Origin of the sequence: Burkholderia latens, from assembly GCF_902499045.1 — a bacterium.
Taxonomy (GTDB): Bacteria; Pseudomonadota; Gammaproteobacteria; order Burkholderiales; family Burkholderiaceae; genus Burkholderia; species Burkholderia latens.
This window is the reverse complement of sequence record NZ_CABVPL010000024.1, coordinates 64,663-84,426: the sequence shown is the minus strand read 5'-3', so window position 1 is coordinate 84,426 and position 19,764 is coordinate 64,663. Positions and strand designations below refer to the sequence as shown.

Annotated in this window: 20 protein-coding genes; 14 read left to right on the top strand and 6 right to left on the bottom strand. The window is 68.6% G+C overall.

Features of this window, described 5'->3' with window-relative positions; translation table 11 throughout:
* Window positions 1-187: 187 nt before the first annotated feature.
* Together BSE24067_RS17795 and BSE24067_RS17790 are read left to right on the top strand one after the other, a co-directional pair.
* Window positions 188-1,312 carry an extracellular solute-binding protein gene (locus tag BSE24067_RS17795; protein ID WP_151063440.1) on the top strand — a complete coding sequence of 375 codons (1,125 nt, stop codon included), beginning with the start codon at window positions 188-190 and terminating at the stop codon, window positions 1,310-1,312.
* The gene (locus tag BSE24067_RS17790) at window positions 1,309-3,081 is read left to right on the top strand and encodes a sensor domain-containing diguanylate cyclase (RefSeq protein WP_151063441.1); all 1,773 of its coding nucleotides are present in this window, start codon (window positions 1,309-1,311) and stop codon (window positions 3,079-3,081) included. Before BSE24067_RS17795 ends, BSE24067_RS17790 begins: the two co-directional genes overlap by 4 nt.
* A gap of 108 nt (window positions 3,082-3,189) precedes the next feature.
* Here the strand turns inward: BSE24067_RS17790 and BSE24067_RS17785 are convergent, their stop codons facing one another.
* Window positions 3,190-3,489, bottom strand: coding sequence for a DUF4148 domain-containing protein (locus BSE24067_RS17785; RefSeq protein ID WP_151063442.1), 300 nt, complete (start codon window positions 3,487-3,489; stop codon window positions 3,190-3,192).
* Window positions 3,490-3,771: 282 nt separating this feature from the next.
* Window positions 3,772-4,032 carry a hypothetical protein gene (locus BSE24067_RS17780; RefSeq protein ID WP_006760082.1) on the bottom strand — a complete coding sequence of 87 codons (261 nt, stop codon included), beginning with the start codon at window positions 4,030-4,032 and terminating at the stop codon, window positions 3,772-3,774.
* A 271-nt stretch (window positions 4,033-4,303) separates the two neighbouring features.
* Between BSE24067_RS17780 and BSE24067_RS17775 the strand changes: the two genes are divergently transcribed.
* Both BSE24067_RS17775 and BSE24067_RS17770 read left to right on the top strand, forming a co-directional pair.
* On the top strand, window positions 4,304-5,200 hold the full coding sequence (locus BSE24067_RS17775) for a LysR family transcriptional regulator (protein ID WP_151063443.1): 897 nt from the start codon (window positions 4,304-4,306) through the stop codon (window positions 5,198-5,200).
* A gap of 133 nt (window positions 5,201-5,333) precedes the next feature.
* Window positions 5,334-5,966: a LysE family translocator gene (locus BSE24067_RS17770; RefSeq protein WP_151063444.1), complete on the top strand. Its 633-nt coding sequence runs from the start codon at window positions 5,334-5,336 to the stop codon at window positions 5,964-5,966.
* Between the two features lie 97 nt (window positions 5,967-6,063).
* Here BSE24067_RS17770 and BSE24067_RS17765 read toward each other — a convergent pair whose 3' ends face one another.
* Window positions 6,064-7,749, bottom strand: a complete 1,686-nt coding sequence (locus BSE24067_RS17765) for a purple acid phosphatase family protein (RefSeq protein WP_151063445.1) — start codon at window positions 7,747-7,749, stop codon at window positions 6,064-6,066.
* Between the two features lie 306 nt (window positions 7,750-8,055).
* On the opposite strand from BSE24067_RS17765, the gene BSE24067_RS17760 reads away from it, so the two are divergent.
* The 7 genes from BSE24067_RS17760 to BSE24067_RS17730 all read left to right on the top strand — a co-directional run bounded on the left by BSE24067_RS17760 (window position 8,056) and on the right by BSE24067_RS17730 (window position 13,323).
* On the top strand, window positions 8,056-8,355 hold the full coding sequence (locus BSE24067_RS17760; protein WP_151063446.1) for a YXWGXW repeat-containing protein: 300 nt from the start codon (window positions 8,056-8,058) through the stop codon (window positions 8,353-8,355).
* 219 nt (window positions 8,356-8,574) lie between these two features.
* On the top strand, window positions 8,575-9,300 hold the full coding sequence (locus BSE24067_RS17755; protein WP_151063447.1) for an RNA polymerase sigma factor: 726 nt from the start codon (window positions 8,575-8,577) through the stop codon (window positions 9,298-9,300).
* Window positions 9,297-9,716 carry a hypothetical protein gene (locus tag BSE24067_RS17750; protein ID WP_151063448.1) on the top strand — a complete coding sequence of 140 codons (420 nt, stop codon included), beginning with the start codon at window positions 9,297-9,299 and terminating at the stop codon, window positions 9,714-9,716. The genes BSE24067_RS17755 and BSE24067_RS17750 overlap by 4 nt, the downstream gene beginning before the upstream one ends.
* A complete protein-coding gene (locus tag BSE24067_RS17745) occupies window positions 9,713-10,216 on the top strand; it encodes a periplasmic heavy metal sensor (RefSeq protein WP_151063449.1) in 504 nt (167 codons plus the stop codon). The genes BSE24067_RS17750 and BSE24067_RS17745 overlap by 4 nt, the downstream gene beginning before the upstream one ends.
* A gap of 260 nt (window positions 10,217-10,476) precedes the next feature.
* The gene (locus tag BSE24067_RS17740) at window positions 10,477-11,871 is read left to right on the top strand and encodes a DUF1800 domain-containing protein (RefSeq protein WP_151063450.1); all 1,395 of its coding nucleotides are present in this window, start codon (window positions 10,477-10,479) and stop codon (window positions 11,869-11,871) included.
* Window positions 11,872-11,873: 2 nt separating this feature from the next.
* A complete protein-coding gene (locus tag BSE24067_RS17735; RefSeq protein WP_151063451.1) occupies window positions 11,874-13,037 on the top strand; it encodes a DUF1501 domain-containing protein in 1,164 nt (387 codons plus the stop codon).
* Window positions 13,038-13,104: 67 nt separating this feature from the next.
* Window positions 13,105-13,323: a YXWGXW repeat-containing protein gene (locus BSE24067_RS17730; RefSeq protein WP_151063452.1), complete on the top strand. Its 219-nt coding sequence runs from the start codon at window positions 13,105-13,107 to the stop codon at window positions 13,321-13,323.
* Between the two features lie 93 nt (window positions 13,324-13,416).
* On the opposite strand, the gene BSE24067_RS17725 is transcribed toward BSE24067_RS17730, so the two are convergent.
* Window positions 13,417-14,610, bottom strand: coding sequence for a tyrosine-type recombinase/integrase (locus tag BSE24067_RS17725; protein ID WP_151063453.1), 1,194 nt, complete (start codon window positions 14,608-14,610; stop codon window positions 13,417-13,419).
* Window positions 14,611-14,874: 264 nt separating this feature from the next.
* On the opposite strand from BSE24067_RS17725, the gene BSE24067_RS17720 reads away from it, so the two are divergent.
* Window positions 14,875-15,255 carry a DUF4377 domain-containing protein gene (locus tag BSE24067_RS17720; RefSeq protein WP_151063454.1) on the top strand — a complete coding sequence of 127 codons (381 nt, stop codon included), beginning with the start codon at window positions 14,875-14,877 and terminating at the stop codon, window positions 15,253-15,255.
* A 22-nt stretch (window positions 15,256-15,277) separates the two neighbouring features.
* On the opposite strand, the gene BSE24067_RS17715 is transcribed toward BSE24067_RS17720, so the two are convergent.
* Complete coding sequence (locus tag BSE24067_RS17715) at window positions 15,278-16,666, bottom strand: DHA2 family efflux MFS transporter permease subunit (RefSeq protein WP_151063455.1); 1,389 nt, start codon at window positions 16,664-16,666, stop codon at window positions 15,278-15,280.
* A gap of 191 nt (window positions 16,667-16,857) precedes the next feature.
* Here BSE24067_RS17715 and BSE24067_RS17710 point away from each other — a divergent pair, with 191 nt between their 5' ends.
* Together BSE24067_RS17710 and BSE24067_RS17705 are read left to right on the top strand one after the other, a co-directional pair.
* Window positions 16,858-17,718, top strand: coding sequence for a LysR family transcriptional regulator (locus tag BSE24067_RS17710; protein WP_151063456.1), 861 nt, complete (start codon window positions 16,858-16,860; stop codon window positions 17,716-17,718).
* Between the two features lie 164 nt (window positions 17,719-17,882).
* On the top strand, window positions 17,883-18,266 hold the full coding sequence (locus BSE24067_RS17705; RefSeq protein ID WP_151063505.1) for an ATP-dependent protease: 384 nt from the start codon (window positions 17,883-17,885) through the stop codon (window positions 18,264-18,266).
* A 92-nt stretch (window positions 18,267-18,358) separates the two neighbouring features.
* Here BSE24067_RS17705 and BSE24067_RS17700 read toward each other — a convergent pair whose 3' ends face one another.
* Window positions 18,359-19,585 (bottom strand): acyltransferase family protein, encoded by a 1,227-nt coding sequence (locus tag BSE24067_RS17700; protein WP_151063457.1) that lies wholly within the window; start codon window positions 19,583-19,585, stop codon window positions 18,359-18,361.
* Window positions 19,586-19,764: the final 179 nt, after the last annotated feature.

Below are 19,764 nucleotides of genomic sequence, written 5' to 3'. Positions count from 1 at the left end.
CGACTGATCATTGTCCGTCCGTGCGGAGCAGTGCGTGCACGGACGGCGGCACGCATCTCGAATGCGCGCACACGCGTCGCCGTCCGTCGCCGCGAACGCGAAGCTCGTGCGGCTTGTTCCAATTGCGCGGCGAAAATTTTTATGGTCTCGTTGCAGATCACGCATCGACTCGAAAAAGGACAGTCGAATGCATTCGGGGAACTGGGGCGGGGACCGACGGATCAGCGAGATTGGCGCATGTCGGCGCGGGCGGCGTGCCGTATGCCGGCTGCTCGTCGCGTTCGCGCTGGGCTTGCCGGCGCTGTCCGCCTGCGCCGCATCCCCCGAGTCCGCCGGCGACACCGTGCTGCGCGTGCTTGCGTGGCCGGGTTATGCGGACACCGACGTCGTCAATGCATTTGAGACTCAATTCCATGTGCGCGTCGAAGTGACGTTCGTCGATTCCGACGAAGCGTTGTGGACGCGCATGCACAGCGCGTCGCCGCCGCCGTACGACGTGCTCGCGGCGAACACGGCCGAGATCCAGCGCTACGCGCGCGAAGGCTTGCTCACGCCGATCGACCTGTCGCAGATCCCGAACCGGCGCCTGCAACTGCCGAAGTTCCAGCAGCTCGCGACGATCGGCGGGCTCGTGCACGACGGCGTCACGTATGCGATTCCGTTCACCTATTCGTCGATGGGATTGATCTACGATCGCAAGCAGGTGCAGGCCGCGCCGCGCTCGATGCTGGAATTGTGGAATCCGCGTTACCGCGGCAAGGTGCTCGACTTCAACAGCGCGCAGCATAATTTTTCGTTCACCGCGCTCGCGCTCGGCTATCCCGATCCGTTTCACCTGTCGGCCGCGCAAACGCTTGCGGTCGCGCACAAGCTCATCGACCTGCGCCGCAATTTGCTGACGTATTACACGCTTCCGGAAGAAGCGACCGCGCTGTTCGTCCAGCATCGCGCGGCATTGATGTTCGGCAACTACGGCACGCAGCAGGTCGAGCAACTGCGGCGCGCCGGCGCGGACGTCGGCTACGTGATTCCGGACGAAGGCGCGCTCGCGTGGCTCGATTGCTGGGGCGTCACGCGTGGTGCGGAGCGCCGCGCGCTCGCATTCGCATGGATCAACTACATGCTCGAACCGGCGATCGGCGCACTGCTGACCGAACGCCAGGGGCTCGCGAACACGCTCCAGTCGCGCGCCGGTCTCGACGCCGGCCGCTCGCGTCTCGTATGGATCCAGCCGGTCGAGGACATCGCGCGGCGCGAATCGCTGTGGAGCCGCATCGTGTCGGGCGACCGGCCGGAGCGATTCGACAAATGATCAGGCTCGGGCTCACGTCGAAGCTGTCGGTGCTGTTCGCATGCATCGGCGTGATCGCGTCCGGCACGACCGGCTATTACGCGTATCGCGCGAACCGGACGATGCTCGTGCAGGAGGCGCAGCACAGCCTGCTGATGTCGACGCAATTGCTCGCGCAGCGCTTCACGACCGCGCTGTCCGACGTGGCCGACGATGCGCTCGTGCTCGCGCAGTTGCCGTCGTCCGCGCTCGTCGCGGGCGCCGACGGCGCCGATCCCGCGGCGCGTGCGCGGCTCGAGCAGGTGTATTACAGCTTCATGCGGAATCATCCGGAGTATCTGCAGATCCGCCTGATCACGCGCGCGCATTTCGGGCTCGAACGGCTTCGCGTCGATCGCGACGCGCGCGGCATCGTCGTGCTGCCCGAGAGTGCGTTTCAGGAGAAAGGGCAGTTTCCGTACGTATTCGAGACGTTCGCGACGCCGCCCGGCCATATCTACCTGTCGCCGATCGTGATCAATCACGAAACCGGCTCGCACGCGGCCGAGGGCGTGCCGATCGTGCGCGTGGGCACGCCGGTCGCCGACGCGGCGGGCCAGGTCGTCGGCGCGCTGATCGTCGACATCGAACTGTCACGCGTGTTCGATCGGCTCGAGCGCGATTTGCCGCAAGACTACGCGGTGTATCTCGCAAACGAGTGGGGCGACTTCATCGTGCATCCCGATCCGTCACAGGCGTTCGGCTTCGATCGCGGGCGGCGCGTGCTGATGCAGGACGACTTTCCGCCGACGCGGCTGCTGTTCGTCGGCTCGCGCACGAACGTGACGCTCGACGGTCTCGCGCAGCCCGACCATGCGCCGGGGCAGACGTTCGCGTTCGTGCGCACGCCGTTCGGCAAAAGCGAGGGCAACCGCTTCGTCGTGCTCGGCATGGCGCGTCCGCTCATCGACGTGCTGACGCCCGGCGGGATTCTCGGCGAACGGATCATCCGGATGGTGTTCCTGATGAGCCTGGCCGCCGTGATTCTCGCGATCCTGTTCGCCCGTGCGATCACGCGGCCGCTGCAGATGCTCGCGCGCGCGGCGACCCATGTGTTCGACGATCCGGCCGCCGAGCGGCTGCCTGTCGCGCGGGCCGACGAAATCGGCGTGCTGGCGCGCTGCTTCGACAGCATGCGTGTCGAGATCCGCACGCAGGTTGCAATGCTGCGCGCGAAGCAACTGGAGCTCGCGCACCTCGCCGGCCACGATCCGCTGACCGGGCTGCCGAACCGCCTGCTGTTCATGGAGCATCTCGATGCCGCGATTCGGCATGCGGCCGCGGTGCGGGAGGGGCTGGCGGTGATGTTCGTCGACCTCGACCGTTTCAAGCAGATCAACGACCAGCACGGGCATGCGGCCGGCGACCGGACGCTCGTCGCGGTCGCGAAACGGCTGAACCAGGTGCTGCGCAGCGGCGACATGGCCGCGCGGCTCGGCGGCGACGAATTCATCGTGCTGATTTCGGACGTGCGTTCGCCGGAGGTGATCGGCGATATCGCGTCGCGCATTCAGAGCGTGATGGCCGAGCAACTGGAATTCGGTGAACGGCAGCTTGCGGTGGGTGCGAGCATCGGCGTCAGCGAATATCCGGCGGACGGCGCGTCGGCCGAGGAACTGCTGGTCAAGGCCGACGTGGCGATGTACGCGGCGAAGGCGTCCGCGCAGTGCGTGTACGTGCGCTATCAGGATCTGCTCGGCGGCAGTACCGACGCGCAGGCCGCCGCCCGCATGGCGGCCGGCGGCCGTTGACGGCCCGCGCCGCACGCGGGCAGCGCAAACGCGACGAGCCCGTCGCGGGACGGGCTCGTCGTATCTGCGCGGCCGCGCGCGCGGTGCGCAGCAGCGGGCTTGACGGGCTTAGTGGCCGAAGTAGACGGAATCGCGGGCGTTCTGCACCTTGACTGCCGGCGCGCCACCCTGGACGACCGGCGCCGGTTGCGCGCCGTAGCCGCTGTTGTCGGCGGCTTGCACGCGGGCTTGCGCGGCCTGGATGTCGGCCGGGTAGTACGGGCTCGACTGGGTCGGCGTGTAGCCGGCGTTTTCAAGCTGGACGAGTTCGTTGCGCACCTGGGCGCGGGTTACGGTGCTTTGCGCGAAAGCGCCGAACGAAGCGGACAGGGCGACGGCGGCGGCGACTGCGGAAACGAGCGATTTCATGATGACCTCCGATGTTCTATTGACTTCGCTGGCGACACCATGTCGGGAGCGATTGATCACATCGTAGGCTTCGCGGCTCCTAGGGTAAACGTGGATTCGCGCGAAAGATTCTTGCGGACGAGGCAATAATTTCGGGATAAATGTGATCCGGCCCCGTGCGCTGTTGCGCGCACGGCAAACCATGGCAACCATGGCAACCGCATGGCGGCGCCGCGTGCATGCGCCGGCACGCGGCGGCGTGGTCGCGACGGGCGACGGTGGAGCGATGAGTGCGATGTCGAATCAGACGCCGTCCGCGTCGTCGATTTCCTTGCGCTCGCGGCGTTCCTCGTTGCCGCGGCGCGCGCGCAGTCGCTGGCGCGACAAGACCGCGATCACCTGCTGGGTCGGCGCACCGGACGGCAGCTCGTTGCGGATGCGATCGGGCACCATCGGCAGGCCCGCGCGCTGCCGGCGCAGCGCCTTCGCGATCGCCCGGCGGCATTCGTCCCCGTGGCAATCCCATTCATCGCGGATTCTCTGGCAATAACGGCATTGTTCCATCCGGACAGTCTAACGCGTCTTGCGGATCATGGCAGGGCGCGGCGCCGGCGCGGCTGCACGGCGGATGAGGCAGCGCCCGTTTCATGCGCGGCGACGCGCGTTCGATGCTCGTCGAACTACGAATCGACTGGGCCGCGCAGCCAACGACACAAATAGCCGATGCCGAAAATGCGGCTCGAGGGTCTCCGGATACCGCTGCGTCTGTTCAATATCGTTCATGATGTGCGACCCTGTCATGTGAAAAGTACATGCGTCGAAACAAGGAGGCGAAATGACGCTTGCGCAGTTGCAGGCCCTGGCGGCCGTGGTCGAGCTCGGTTCGCTGACGGCCGCGGCCGAGCGGCTCAGCCGCAGTCAGTCGGCGATCAGCCACGCATTGACGGAACTGGAGGACCTCACGGAGGTCAAGTTGCTGTTGCGCGACCGCCAGCCGGTCGTGCTGACCGCTGCCGGCGAGCGTCTGTGGCCGTACGTGCAGAACGTCGTCCGCGAAGCGCAGACGCTGCGCCAGCAGTTCGGCCTGTCGCGCGGCAAGCTCGAGGGGCGGCTGGTGGTGGCGTCGCTGCCGAGCGTGTCGCTCGCGTTCGTCGTCCCGGCGCTCGAGGCGCTGAAAGCCGCGCATGGCAGCGTGACGGCGGTGCTGCTCGAAGGCACGGACGCCGAAGTCGAAGGGTGGCTCGAGGACGGCACCGCGGACATCGGCGTGGTCGCGGGCGCGAAGACCTTTGCGCACAACCTGCCGCTGCTCGACGAGGATTTCGTCGCGGTGGCGGCGGACGGGATGTTCGCCGGGCGCAAGAGCGTGTCGCCGAAGCTGTTGTCCGCGATGCCGTTCATTTTCTCGAAGGCCGGGTGCGGGCCGGTCATCGCGGACTACTTCGCGCGCAACGGCGCGTCGCTGCGCGCCGCGTTCAACGTGGTCGAGATGCGGACGATCCTCGCGATGGCGGAGGCCGGCATGGGCGTGTCGATCGTTCCGCGCATCACGCTCACCTATACGCGCTTCGGCGGACGGGTGCTGGAGCTGTCGCCCAAGCTGCACCGCTCCGTGCGGCTGTCGTGGAATACGACCGGCAACGCGGTCGCCGACGCATTCGTGAAGCTGGTCGACGCACAGCGCGCGAACGCACGAAAAGCGATCCGGACGCGCGCGAAAAAGGAGAAGTAACGCGCCGGCGTCGGAGAAAGGCGCGATGAAGCGCGCTCATGCGTGGCTTGCAGTTTATTCATGCCACGATCATCCGGCATGAAATATATTGTTCGGCACTCGTCCCGACTTCATCGCCGCGAAGGAGCCCATCGTGCCGGCTTTTCCTACCCTGATTGCGTTCGGACTCGTGTCGCTCGGCATGGTCCTTACGCCCGGTCCCAACATGATCTACCTGATTTCGCGCGCGATCTGCCAGGGTCGCCGCGCGGGACTCGTATCGCTCGGCGGCGTCGCGCTGGGGTTCGTGTTCTACATGTTCTGCGCGGCATTCGGCATTACCGCGCTGGTGCTGACCGTCCCGTACGCGTATGACGCGCTGCGTGTCGCCGGTGCGCTCTATCTGCTTTACATCGCATGGCAGGCGCTGAAGCCGGGCGGACGCTCGGCGTTCGAGGTTCGGCAGTTGCCGCACGACAGCGGCGCGAAGCTCTTCACGATGGGCTTCGTCACGAACCTCGCGAATCCGAAGATCGCGGTGATGTATCTGTCGCTGCTGCCGCAGTTCATTTCGCCGGGGCACGGCAGCGTGCTCGCGCAATCGCTGGCGCTCGGCTGCGTGCAGATCGCGGTCAGCGTGAGCGTCAATGCGCTGATCGCGAGCATGGCCGGGTCGATCGCGGGATTTCTTGCCGCTCGGCCGGGGTGGGCGCGCGTGCAGCGCTGGTTGATGGGCACCGTGCTCGCGGGGCTGGCCGTGCGCATCGCGCTGGAATCGCGAAACTAGACAGCAGAGCCGATCCGCGCGTCGCCCGCGCGATGATCCATATCGGCCAACCGCCGCCGCCCGCCGCGCGCTCACGCGTCGGCGGGCGGCCGTCGCGTCAGCGTTCGCCGCGCTTCTTGCTCAGTTCGATCGTCTCGAACAGCTCGTACTGCGCGGTCGGATGCTGATCGGCGCCCGGCGCGTGGTAGTAGCGCATCGTGATCGTCGTGCGGCCGCCCGGCTTGCCAGGATCGTGATCGAACACGGCGATCCCGTAGCCCGTGCCCGTATCGCGGCGCGCGGACCAGATTGCATCTTCGAGCGCGTCGGCCGGCTTGCGCACGAACGTGTTCGGAGCAGTGCCCGGCACCGGCCGGTTCGGCTTCGTGAAAACCTTCGCCTGCGCGTAGCCGGTCGCCGGGTTTTCGCCGTACACGTCGAGCGGCGCGCTGGTGCCGCCGCCGCCGAGAATCAGGTGGATCGTCCCGTGGCTCGTGTCGAACGTCGTCCGGCTCGGATCGGTCGCGCCGACCGGGCGCGGTTGCAGCGTCTCGACCACTTCGCCCGTCGACGCATCGACACCCGCGCGGTGATTGCAGCCGCGCACCGGGTAGCTGCGCTCGTAGTCGTGATCGTGGCCGCACAGCACCAGGTCGACGCCGTAGCGGTCGAACAGCGGCAGCCACGCCTCGCGGATGCCCTTGTCCGAGCCGTTGCCCGTCTTCGACGAGCTCAGCGCGTCCTGGTGCATCTGCACGACGATCCAGTCGATGTCGTCATCGTGCGCCGCATGACGCAGCGTGTGCTCGAGCCAGCGCGTCTGCTCGCCGTTGCTGTAGCCGCGCACGTAGAACGACGTGCCCGGTTCGATCGGCGGCCGGCCGGTGCTCGCGGCCGGCACCAGCGGATCGGGGCCGCCGACGAACGCGGCCGCATCCTGGTACACGACGTCGTCGGCGTCGAGCGAGATGAACAGCACCGAGCTCACGCGGAAGCTGTACCAGCGGCCCGGAAAGCGCGTGCCGTTCTCCGGCAGCGTGTAGCGCGCGAGATACGAGTCGAGCCCTTGCGGACCGTTGTTGAATTCGATCTCGTGATTGCCGGGGCACGGCATCCACGGGCGGTTCGCGGCCGACGTCTGATTGTTGTTGCCGAAGTCGCGCCACACTTCCGGCTGATGCGCGGGGTTCAGGTTCGCATAGCAAAGGTCGCCGTTCAGCAGATGGAACAGCGGCTGGAACTGCTCGACGGCCTGCACTGCAAAGCGGCTTTGCGGCGACGACAGCACCCACGCGCCGTTCGGCGTCGCGAGGTCGCCGTAGCTCGTGAAGCGGAACGGCGCGCGGCCGCGCGGCGCGGTCGTGAACGTTGCGGTGAACGGCTGCGCCGCGTTGCTGTCGTTGTCGGCCGTGAGCTCGTAGCGGTAGCGCGTGTCCGGCTTCAGGCCGTGCACGCGTGCGTGGTACGTGAACACGGTCTCGCCGTTCAGGCCGTCGGTGTAGAGGCGCTGCACGCCGTGCACGGTGCGGGCCGGCTCGCCGTCGGCGACGATCCGCGCGCGCGGATTGACGGCCGGCGCGAGCGACGCCCACGAGATCACGACCTCGGACGCCGGGTCGTTGCCCCACGTCAGGTGCACCTGCTCGGGCGTGCCGTCCGGGCTCGACGCGGCGGCACGGGCGGCCGCGAGCCCGCCGGCGGCGGTGGCAAGGCCGGAGACGCCGGCCAGTTTCAGGAAGCCGCGACGCGAGACGGAAGCAGCCGGCTCGTTCGGCTCGGCGGGGAAGTTGTCCTGGTTCGACATGATCGTATTTTCGTTGGATGGCACGCGAGATGTGGAACCGCCCGGCCGTGCGGAAGCGCGTCCGGGGCGTGGGCCGGAAACGAGCGGGATCCGGTGACACGGATTGTCGAAGCGCAGTTTTGCCGCGTTGTGACAGACAGCCATCACGTCACGGATCGCACGCATCGGCAATGCGTGCCCGGCCCGGCCGGCGCGGCCGAAATTTTTCGCGGATGTCGCGACGGATTCGGCCCGCATGCGCCGTTTAACGCATGAACGGCCGCTTGCGGCCATCGACATTCGATACACGACGCTTCGGAGTCTTGCATGAAACTTTCCATTTCATTACGGATGGCCGCGGGATGCGCGGCCGCGCTCGCGACGTCCGCCGTCTTCGCGCAGGCCGTCATCGTCGCGCCCGTCGCACCGCCGCCGCCGCGCGTCGAAGTGATGCCGGCACCGCGCGCGGGCTACGTGTGGGATCAGGGTCACTGGCACTGGCGGCACGGCCGCTACGTCTGGATTCCCGGGCACTGGCAGGTGGTGCGTGCCGGTTATCACTGGGTGCCGGGTCACTGGGTCGCGCGCGGGCCGACCTGGCGCTGGGTGCCGGGACACTGGGCGTGACGCGCACGATGCCGCGCGATGCACATGGCGCGCGCGGCCGCACTCCATCCACGCAACTTGCGAGCCGAGTCGTGCCTTTCAGAACCATCGCGGTCCTGACGGTCGCGGCCGCCGTGCCGGCCGGTTGCGTCGTGGCGCCGGCGCGGCCGGTGTATTACCGGCCCGCGCCGGTCGTCGTATATTGATCGCGCCGGCCGGCGCGCGATCGACGGGATCGGCATGCCGCTCGAACCGGATATCGATGAAACCGACGGGGCGGAGCTTGCGCTCGACGCAGCGGCCCGGCGCATGCAAGGAGAGCACGATGACGAGCTTCAGCCGGATCGCGGACGTGTGCGCCGGCAACCTGCCGCGTTCTTGCCGCACGTCGCGGAGCCGCGCGCGTTGAGCGACGCCGATCCGGACGCGGAACTCGTCGCGCGGGTCGGTGCACGCGATGTATCGGCCGTGCGCGTGCTCGTTGCACGCAAGCTGCCGCGCCTGCTTGCGCTCGCGACGCGCATGCTCGGCGATCGGAGCGAGGCCGAAGACGTCGCGCAGGAAACCTTCCTGCGGATCTGGCGTCACGCGCCGCGCTGGCGCGACGGCGAAGCGCGTTTCGACACGTGGTTGCATCGCGTCGTGCTGAACCTGTGCTACGACCGCTTGCGCGGGCGGCGCGAGGAACCGGTCGACACGCTGCCCGACGTGCCCGACACGCAGCCCGAGCCGGCCGCGCGCGCGGAGTTGCGCTCGCGCGACGTGCGCGTGCGCGATGCGCTTGCGGCTTTGCCGCCCCGGCAGCGGGAAGCGCTCGTGCTCCAGTACTATCAGGAGATGTCGAACGTTGAAGCGGCGAACCTGATGGGCATCACCGTCGATGCGCTGGAAAGCCTGCTCGCGCGCGCGAGACGCAACTTGCGCGCGCAACTGGCCGGCGACTCACCTAGCGAGGACAAGCGATGACACCCGAACGATTCCGTACCATCGTCGCCGCGTACGGCTCGGATGCGCGGCGCTGGCCGCAAGCGGAACGCGCGGCGGCCGAAGCGTGGGCGCACGCGCATCCGCGCGACGCGCTGGACGCGCTCGACGACGCGGCCGAGCTCGATGCGTGGCTGATGCACGACACGGTTGCGCCGCCGGCGCCTGCGCTGGTCGAACGCATCGTCGCGACGGCGCCGGCGCCGCAACGCGCGCGGCGCCGCGGCAAAGTGTGGTGGTCGGGCGCCGCATTCGCGGGCGTCGGACTCGCGGGTGCGCTCGCCGGCGCGGTGGCCGTTTCGATGCTGATGCTCGGCAGCGCGCCGCTCGCGCAACATGAACCGGGCTATCTGACGACGACGTTCGGCGGCCCGAGCATCGACGGAGCCGACGAATGACCGAACGCAGCTGGAAATTCATTCTCGTCGGCTCGGTCGTGTTGAACGTGTTCATGCTCGGCGCGATCGGCGGCGGCGTGTATCAGTGGTTCTCGACGCATCGTGACGTGCATGCGGCCGGCGGCCCCGCGCAGCGCGCGGCTCTGCGTTTCGCCGCGGACGAGTTGCCCGATGCGCGACAGCGTGAGTTCGCGGCGGCGCTGAAGGGGGCGCGCAAGGACGGCCGGGACTTCGCGCGGGAGGGCCGCGACGGCCGGATCACGGTGCTGGACCTGCTGGCCGCGCCGCAGCTCGATCGTGCGGCGATCGACGCGGCGCTCGAGCGCACGCGTGCGGCCGACAGTGCGTTGCGTGCGCAAGTCGAGCGCAGTGTCGTCGACTTCGCGGCCACGCTGACGCCGGACGAGCGCGCGAAGTTCGTCGACGGTTTGCGGCGCAGCGGGAACTGGCGGATGCCGCCGAAGTTGCAGCAGAAACGCGATGCGGCGGCGAGTCGGTAAGCGGCAGCGTGGCACGGCGGCACGTCGCGTTCGCCGCTCATGAAGCGATGCAGGTGCGGGTGTCGAATCGCACGCGCCTTCAGGATCGTGATGAACCGGTCGTTGGCAGCGGCGATGTATTCACCGTAGCGCGCGGCAATTTCGCGCGCCGCGACAGGGGCGAATCCCCCTGGCCTCGAATCAAGAATATTTCGCAGTCCCGCGACGGATTTCCCGGCATCCCCCGTTGAACACGGGTATGCACCGCGAGAACCCTCGTCATGGATCACCCGAACGACATCACACCAGCTGCGATCGCGCTGAACCGCTTCGGTCTCGGCGCGCGCGCCGACGAAGCGCCGCCCGCCGATCCGAAGGCGGCGCTGGCCGCCCAGTTCGACCGTTACGACGCTCGGCCCGCTGCATGGGCTGGCGAACCGGACGCAACCACACTCGCCACGCGCTTCGCCGATGCACGCAATGCGACGACGAGCGGCGATGCGGCAGCGAAGCGCGCGACCGAGCAGTCGATCCGCCGCGACGGCTACGACGCGTATCGCAGCGCCGTTGCCGCCCGATTGAACAGTGCGCTGAACACGCCCGCGCCGTTCGTCGAACGCCTCGTGCATTTCTGGGCGAACCATTTCGCGGTGTCGGTCGACAAGGGGCAGGTCGCTGCGTATGCGGGCGCATTCGAGCGCGACGCGATCCGCCCGCACGTGCTCGGCCGCTTCGAGGACATGCTCGTCGCCGTCGAGCAGCATCCGGCGATGCAGCTGTTCCTCGATCAGGCGCGCTCGGTCGGCCCGGACAGCCCGGCCGCGCTGCGCGCCGAAGCGCGCAATCCTGCGGCGCGACGCGGCCTCAACGAGAACCTCGCGCGCGAAATCATGGAGCTGCATACGCTCGGCGTCCGTACCGGCTACACGCAAGCGGACGTGACGGAATTCGCGCGCGCGTTGACCGGCTGGAGCATCGCCGGCGGCCGCGGTCCGCAGCCCGGCGATGCGGCGCCCGGCGCGTTCGTGTTTCGCGCGGCGCTGCACGAACCCGGCGCGCGCACGGTGATGAGCCGTACTTACGGCCAGCCGGGCGAAGCGCAGGCACGCGCGATCCTGAGCGACCTCGCGCGGTCTCCTGCGACGGGCCGGCATATCGCGTTCCAGCTCGCACGCCATTTCGTCGCCGACAACCCGCCGCCCGCGCTCACCGAGCGGCTCGCGCAAGCATTCGACGCGAGCGGCGGCGACTTGCCGGCCGTGTATCGCGCGCTCGTCGATGCGCCGGACGCGTGGTCGCCCGTCAATCGCAAGTTCAAGACGCCGTGGGAGTGGGCCGTGTCGTCGCTGCGCGGGCTCGGCTGGCGCGACACCGGCGACCTGAAGGCCGCGCCGCTGCTCGCGCAACTCGGGCAGCCGGTATGGCGGCCCGGATCGCCGGCCGGCTATGACGACGTCGCCGCGAGCTGGGCCGCACCCGACGCGCTGGTGCGCCGCGTCGAGATCGCGCAGCGGCTCGCCGCGCGCACGGGAGACCGGCTCGATCCGCGCACGCTCGGCAATACGCTGCTGGCCGGCTCGCTGAGCGCATCGACCGCGGCGGCGCTGTCGCGCGCGGAAAGTGCGACCACGTCGCTCGCGCTGCTGCTCGTGTCGCCCGATTTTCAACGGAGATGAACATGGCTCGATCTGTTACCCGCCGGCACTTCCTGAGCATCGCCGCCGCCGGTGCGGGCGCGATCCTCGTCGCACCGCGCATCGTGTTCGCGAACGTCGCGACCGACCGGCGCTTCGTGTTCGTGATCCAGCGCGGCGCGGCCGACGGACTGAACATCGTCGTCCCGTATGCGGAGCCTGCGTATGCATCGCTGCGCGGGCCGCTCGCGATCGACGCAGCGGCGGCGACACGCATCGACGGCACGTTCGCGCTGCATCCGTCGCTCGTGCAGACCGCGCAGTTGTATCGCGACAAGCAGGCGCTGTTCGTCCATGCGATCGCGTCGCCGTATCGCGACCGCTCGCATTTCGACGGCCAGAACGTGCTCGAGACGGGCGGCCGCGCGCCGTACCAGGTGAAGGACGGCTGGCTCAACCGGCTCGCCGCGATGTTGCCGGCCACGCGCGAGCGTGCGATCGCATTCGCGCCGACCGTGCCGCTTGCATTGCGCGGCAGCGTGCAGGCCGCGTCGTATGCGGCGTCCGGACTGCCCGCTGCGCCCGACGATCTGCTCGCACGTGTGTCGGCGCTTTACGACGCCGACGCGCAGCTCGGGCCGCTATGGCGATCGGCGATGGCCGCGCGCGGGCTCGCTGGCGATGCGCATGCGCGCCAGGACCCGGCCGGCGTCGGCAAGCTCGCGGCGACGTTTCTCGCACGCGACGACGGCCCGCGGATCGCGATGATCGAAACCGGCGGATGGGACACGCACAGCGCGCAGAACGCACGGCTCGCGAATCAGCTGAAGGCGCTCGACACGATGCTCGCCGCATTGCGCGACGGCCTGGGGCCGGTGTGGCAGCAGACCACGGTGCTGGTCGCGACCGAGTTCGGCCGCACGGCCGCGGTGAACGGCACCGGCGGCACCGATCACGGGCAGGCGTCGGTCGCGATGCTGGCGGGCGGCGCGGTCGCGGGCGGCCGCGTGATCGCCGACTGGCCTGGCCTGCGGCCGGGCGACCTTTACGAAGGGCGCGATCTGAAGCCGACCGCGTCGCTCGACGCGCTGATCGCGGGCGCGGCCGCCGAAAGCCTGCGGCTCGATCCGCGCGTGACCGCGTCCGCGCTGTTCGCCGAAAGCGGCCCGACGGGGCCGATGACGGGCCTCATTCGCGCAATGGCGTGATGCGCGGCAACCGAGGCAGACGCGAAAGCGCATCGTGCAATCGACTACAAGACACGGAGAAATGAACATGAAGATCCGATCCGCATCGCTTGCCATCGTGGCAGCGGCGGCCGCAGCGCTGGTGTCCGCATGCGTAGTCGAACCGGCGCGGCCGCCGCAACCCGCGCCGGTCGTCGAGGTCGCGCCGCCGCCGCCCGCGCCCGGCTATCGCTGGGCCAAGGGCCATTACCGCTGGGCCGGCAATCACTGGGCGTGGGTGCCCGGACATTGGGTGGCCGTGTATTGACCCGAACGCGCACGCGCGTGGCGTGCGATCGACGGCAAAGGAGAGCCGACGCGCGCGTGCAATTTGAATCGCGCTGCACGTTGGCGTTGGCGGCTACCAACCGATCCGGTGCTTGTCTTCGGTTTCGCTGTGCCGCCAGTCGTCGTCCGCGTGCAGATACTGGCTCGTCGTCGTCAGCGACACGTGCCCGAGGTTGTCGCGCACGAGCCGCAGATCGACGCGACCATCAGCCATGTGCGAGCCCGCGCTGTGGCGCAGCCAGTGCGCGGATGCCTGTTCGAGCACGCGCGCCCGTTCTTCACCAGCATCGGGTTGCGCACGCAACCGGTCGGCCGCGAACCTGAACACCTGCTTCACGATCCGGTGCAGCGCCGCGCGCGTGAGCGGTTTGCGTGAGCCGCCGGCCGGCAACACGAGCGGCGTCGCCTCGCCGTCCGCCGGCAGCGCAGGGAGGCCGTGCGCGCACCGGTAGCGCGCGAGTTCGGCCATCATTTCCGCGGTAGCCGGCACGAGCCGCTGCCGGCCGCCTTTGCCGGTCACGTCGAGCCACCAGCGGTCGCGTCCGTTCGCATCGCGCCGCGCGAAGAATTGTCCCATCGTCGTGTCGGCGGCCTCGGTGATGCGCAGCCCGCCGAGATACAGCAGCGTGAACACCCAGCGCGCGCGATTCGCATGGAACGTGGCGCGCGCATCGTCGCGCGGCATCGCGGCGATCGCGTCCTTGACCGCCTGCCACAGCGGCGGCGACAGATGGCGCGTGACGCGCGGCGCGGGCCGCCGTTGCCGCTGCCGCGACAGCGCAAGCGGATTGCCGGCCAGATAACCGGCCTGCACGAGCCAAGAGAACATCACGTTCAGGATCACCATCGCCTGCCGCTGGCTCGCCGCCGACAGCGGTCCGTAGAACGGCCGCCAGCGCGGGTCACCGCGCGGATGCTTGCGGCCGCCGTTCGCGCACCACAGATCGGCCGGCGCGGGCGCGAGCAGGAATTGCCGGTAGACGACGAGATCCTCGTGCGTCAGCGACGACAGCGGCTTGCCGCATGCGATCACCGCCCACAGCAGCAGGCGCTCGGCTTCCTTGCGATAGTTCTGGAACGTCGTCGGCGTGTCGGCGAAGCGTGCGAGCCATGCGCGCACCGCGTCGAGATCGTTGGTCGCGGCGATCTGCGGATGCGCGCTGGTCGAGCGGTTCGTGCCTGCGCGTCCGTCGAGCGCGGCCGGCACGGTCAGCGTGTCGATCGGCAGCGGCCGCAGCGCGGCATCGGACGAAACGGATGAGGTCATGCGAAGAGGGGGCGCTGCGGCCGTGGCTGGACGGCACGCAGCGCCGAGCATACGAGGAAGCGCCGATGGTAATACACGAGCACCATGCGGTGAACCGCCGTCGATCGCGATCGCGCGGCCGGCGAGCGCACACGCATGATGTTTGAGCCGGTGCGCGGGCATTCGATGAACGATCGTGGCGGTACGCACGCTGTAAGCCGTTCGTGAACTTTCGCGTGCACGGCTCGTCAAATCGCCCCGCCAACGCTTCGAGAGGAATATCGGATGAATCGCAAGACCAGAACGCTGGTCGGCGCGGCCGTGATCGCCGGCGTCACGCTGCTCGCCGGATGCCAGACCGACGCGGCCGCGACCGATGCGCGCGGGGCCCGCGCGGCCGACGGCCGGCCCGTGACGAAGATCGTCTACGTCGCGCCGCAGGCGGCGCGCTGCACCGGCGTCGCGCCGATGGATTACCTGCAGGTGCGCGGCAGCCCGGCCGAGCCGTGGAGCCTGGGGTACGCGGGCATCGAGGGTTTTGCGTACCAGCCCGGCTACGACTATGTGCTCGAAGTCGACGAATACCGCGTCGCGCAGCCGCCGGCCGACGGCTCGTCGATCCGCTGGGTGCTCAAGCGCATCGTCGAGCGTCGTGCGGTGAACTGACAGCCGCGCCCGCCGGCGTAGCTTACGCGGACGGCCGCGGCGCGACCGGCGCCGGCGGCGCGGCCGTATCGATCCGCCGGAACACGACGGACGACAGCAGCGTGACCGCGCCCATGCAGACGAACGACAGCATGAAGCCGTTCGCCATCGAGCCCCAATGCGCGGCGAACAGGTTCACGAGCCCGCCGCCGATCGACACGCCGAGCCCCATCGCGAGCATCTGCATCATCGTGAACAGGCTGTTGCCGCTGCCGGCGTCGGCGTGCGACAGCCCCTTCAGCGTCGCGGCGTTCATCGCGGCGAACTGCATCGAGTTCGCGGCGCCGAACACGATCAGCAACGCGATCTCCAGCGCCGGCGCCGGCCGCGCCGATACCAGCGCGAACCCCGCGATCGCGCAGCCGACGATTCCCGTATTCACGACCAGAAAGCTCGCATAGCCGAAGCGTTTCGCGAGCGGCGCGATCCAGCGTTTCGCGATCACGCCGGCGATCGCGGCCGGCAGCATCATCATCCCCGACTGTAGCGGCGTATAGCCGAGCTGCACCTGCATCAGCAGCGGCAGCATGAACGGCACGGCGCTCGTGCCGATCCGGCATAGCAGGTTGCCGAGCAGCCCCGAGCCGAAATTCGGTTCGCGGAACAGCCCGAGCCGGAACAGCGGCTGCGCGCGGCGCCGCGCATGAGGCAGGTAGGCGAGTGCGCTTGCCACGCCGAGCACGGCCAGTCCGATCGCCCACTCCGTGCGGTGCGCGGACATCGGCGGATCGATCGCGAGCGACAGCGCGATCATCGCGACCGACAGCAGCGCGCAGCCGACGAAGTCGAACGGCGGCGGCTGCGTGGCGTGGTCGTGCGGCAGGAAGCGCTGCACCGCGATGAAGCCGACCACGCCCACCGGCACGTTGACGATGAACACCCAGTGCCAGGAAATCGCCTGCGTGAGCCAGCCGCCGAGCGTCGGCCCGACGATCGGGCCGAGCTGCCCGGCGATCGACACGAACGCGATCGCCGCGACGTACTGCTCGCCCGGCACGCGCCGCAGCACGGCGAGCCGGCCGATCGGCAGCAGCATCGACCCGCCGATGCCCTGCACGGCGCGCGCGACGACGAGCTGAGCGAGCGTGTGCGACGCCGCGCAGCCGATCGACGCAAGCGAGAACACCAGGATCGCGAGCGAGAACACGCGGCGCGTGCCGAAGCGATCGGCGAGCCAGCCGGACGCGGGCGTGAGCATTGCCATCGTCAGCGTGTAGACGACCACGACCGGCTGCATCGCGAGCGGCGACGCGTGCAGGCTTTGCGCGATCGACGGCAGCGCGGTGTTGACGATCGTCGTGTCGAGCGACTGCATGAAGAACGCGGCGGCGACGATCCACAGCAGCGCGGAATGTGAGGGTTGGCGGGACATGACGAAATGGAAAGAGCGGCGGCCGCCCCGGCGGCGACATGGCGCGTGGCGACACGGCGGGCGACGCGGCCCGGCACGCGCGCGCAAGCGCAGGGCAGGTTTACGAGCGTCCGATGGTACCGATTCCGCCGGTCATCGGGAAGCTGCCTGAAGGCATTGACTGTCATTGGAAACGCCGATGACAATGCAGGATGCTCAATCCCGTCTGGCTCAAGACGTTCGCGACCGTCACGAATTGCCGCAGCTTCACCGAAGCGGGGCGGCAACTCGGGCTCAACCAGTCGAGCGTCAGCGAACATATCCGTCGTCTCGAAGAGAGCGTCGGCCGGCGGCTGTTCGTGCGCGACACCCATTCGATCGCGATGACGGCCGACGGCGAGGCGCTGCTCGTGCATGCGAACGTGATCCTGCAGGCGCTGAACCGCGCGGAATCGCAGTTTCGCAAGCCGCGGCTGCAGGGCCGCGTGCGGCTCGGCGCGTCGGACGATCTCGCGCTGGTCGCGCTGCCGGACGTGCTGGCCGCGTTTCGCGACGCGCATCCCGACGTCGCGCTGGAGATCACGACCGGGATGACGAGCCGGCTCTACGAAATGATGGATGCGGGCGCGCTCGACCTGATGGTCGGCAAGCGGCGCCTCGGCGAGCGGCGCGGCACGCCGCTGCTGCGCGCGCGGCTCGAATGGGTCGCGCGGCCGGGCACCGTGGTCGATCTGGAGCGGCCGCTGCCGCTCGTGCTGGTCGCCGAGCCGAGCGTCACGCGCGCGGTCGTGCTCAATGCGCTCGCGGAAAAGGGGATCGGCTGGGAAGTCGTGTGTTCGAGCAGCAGTCAGCCGGGCTGCATCGCGGCCGCCCGGGCCGGGCTCGGGCTTACCGCGACGTCGCAATACCTGTCGGCGCGCGGCCTCGCACCGCCCGTGAACGGCGACGGGCTGCCCGTGCTGCCCGACGTGGAATTCATCGCGCTCGCCGCGAAGCGGCTCAGCCAGCCGGCCGGCACGCTGCTCGAACTGCTGGAGACGAGCGACCTGCGCGCGCCCGGCACGGCCGCGTAACGCGCTGTGCGTGCTCCACGGGCATGCGAGACTGTTGCAGCCGCTGCGGCGGGTTGCATGCTCGTGTGACCTGGAACATTGCTTTGGCTGCCCGTCCGGGATCCGATGCACCAGGCGACGCATGGCCCGTGCGATGATGTGCGATGACGAACATGAGGAATGCAATGACTACGACATTCGACGACGCGACGACGGCGGCGATCGACGCGTTTGCGCAACTGGATTTCTACACGGCCGTGCAGGCGATGCGCGCCGAGGCCGATTACGACCGCGAACTGGACCAGTGGATCTCGCGCTATATCGACGAGCACGGCGGCGGCGCGGACGACGCAGCATACGACGCGCTGCACGCGCAGGCTCAGGCAACGCCGGAATACGCGCAGTTCGTCGACGCGGTTCGCCGGGAAATTCGGGAGTACTTCGGCGTGACGGATGAGCAACTGGACTGGATCGTCCTGCTGCGCAACGACGACAGCGACGAGCTTTGGGCGGAAGTCAACCGACGGCGCAGCGCGCTGGGAACCGGCGAAGTGCGCGGGGATCTTTGACCATTGGTTGTCGTCGGACGCGCATCGGATCGAGGGGAGCAATGGACTCCCCCCAGATCGGGCCCTCGTACCGGTTCCGAGCCGCGGATGCATCACATCGCGGCCGTCTGATGCTCGCGTGCGGGTTCGACCGTCCGGCGTGCCGGGCGCGGCGTGTTGCGTTTCGCGATGAACGGATGTTCGATGTAGCGATACGTCATCAGCGAGCAAAACACGGCGATCAGCGCGCATGCAAGCGACAACGCCCACGCGCTCGCGTCGTCCACGGAATCGATCGGGATCACGAACTTGTTGAACGCACGGACGATCGTGTACACGATCACCATGTGAATCATGTAGATGCTGAAGCTGGCGGTGCCGAGCAGCGCGAGCGGTCGGGTCGTGAGCAGGCCATAGAACGTGTTGCCGCATGCGACGCAGAGGAACACCGGAAGCAGCGGTAGCGCCCCCTCGATCGAATAGCGTTCCGTCGGGTACGGGCAGGCGGCGAGAATCAGCAGCGCGACGCTGGCCGCCAGCTTCGTGCCGAGCAGCGCGCGGATCGCCGGATGTCGCGACACTTCGAACGCCAGCGCGCCGCACGCGAACAGCAGCGCCATGCCGCCGGGCGGCCCGAACAGCGCGGCACAGAACGTGACGATCCCAAGCGCGACCAGCTTGCGCCACGCTCGCGTGGCAACGAACCACGCGAGAAACGGAATGGCGACGTAGAACCGCCATTCGTATGCGAGCGTCCACCACACGCCGCTCAACTGGCTGGTCTGCTGCGCGCCGTTGACCGGGAACGAGCCAAACCAGCCGAGCGACGCGGCTTTGAGCAGATCGACGAGCAACGGGATCGGCGCGTGGACGACGTTGCCGGGAAACCAATACAGCGTGCACGCAATGATGATCGCCGCGTAGAACAGGTAGAGCGGCGCGACGCGCCGAACGCGCCCGACGAAGAAGGCACGCACGTCGAGCGTGCCCCTGCACGCACGCTCCCAGAACAGGAAGCCCGTCACCATGAAGAACATCGCGACGGGAATCGTGCCGAGATTGCGCAGGAAATCGGACGTGGGGCCCCACACGCCGGTCGACAGCAAGCCTAGATTGCACGCGAAGTGATGGAACACGACGGACGTCGCCAGCACGCCGCGGAAGCCGTCGAGGTTGTGATAACGCATCGACAGCGACTTTTCAACGGCCGCCCGATAGAACGGCACGTGCCTCGCCGCAAGCCACGCGATGATCGCGACGGCCGCGACGCATGCGGGGAAATAGAGCTTGTCGGGAGTCGGGGAGAACAGGGTATCCAGAGAAGAGGGTGTCAGGTCCACTGGAGGGTGTCTCGTGTCTTGGATCGCTCGGATCGGGATTTCAGGCACGGATGGTCCGCGTCGATGCAAGGTCTTCCACGCGTTTTGTGCGGCGTTCGAGCGCCGGTCTTGTGTCCCGATACTATCAAACGATCGCGACGGCATGCCGCGCGGAGATGCAACATGATGTTTCGTCGCGG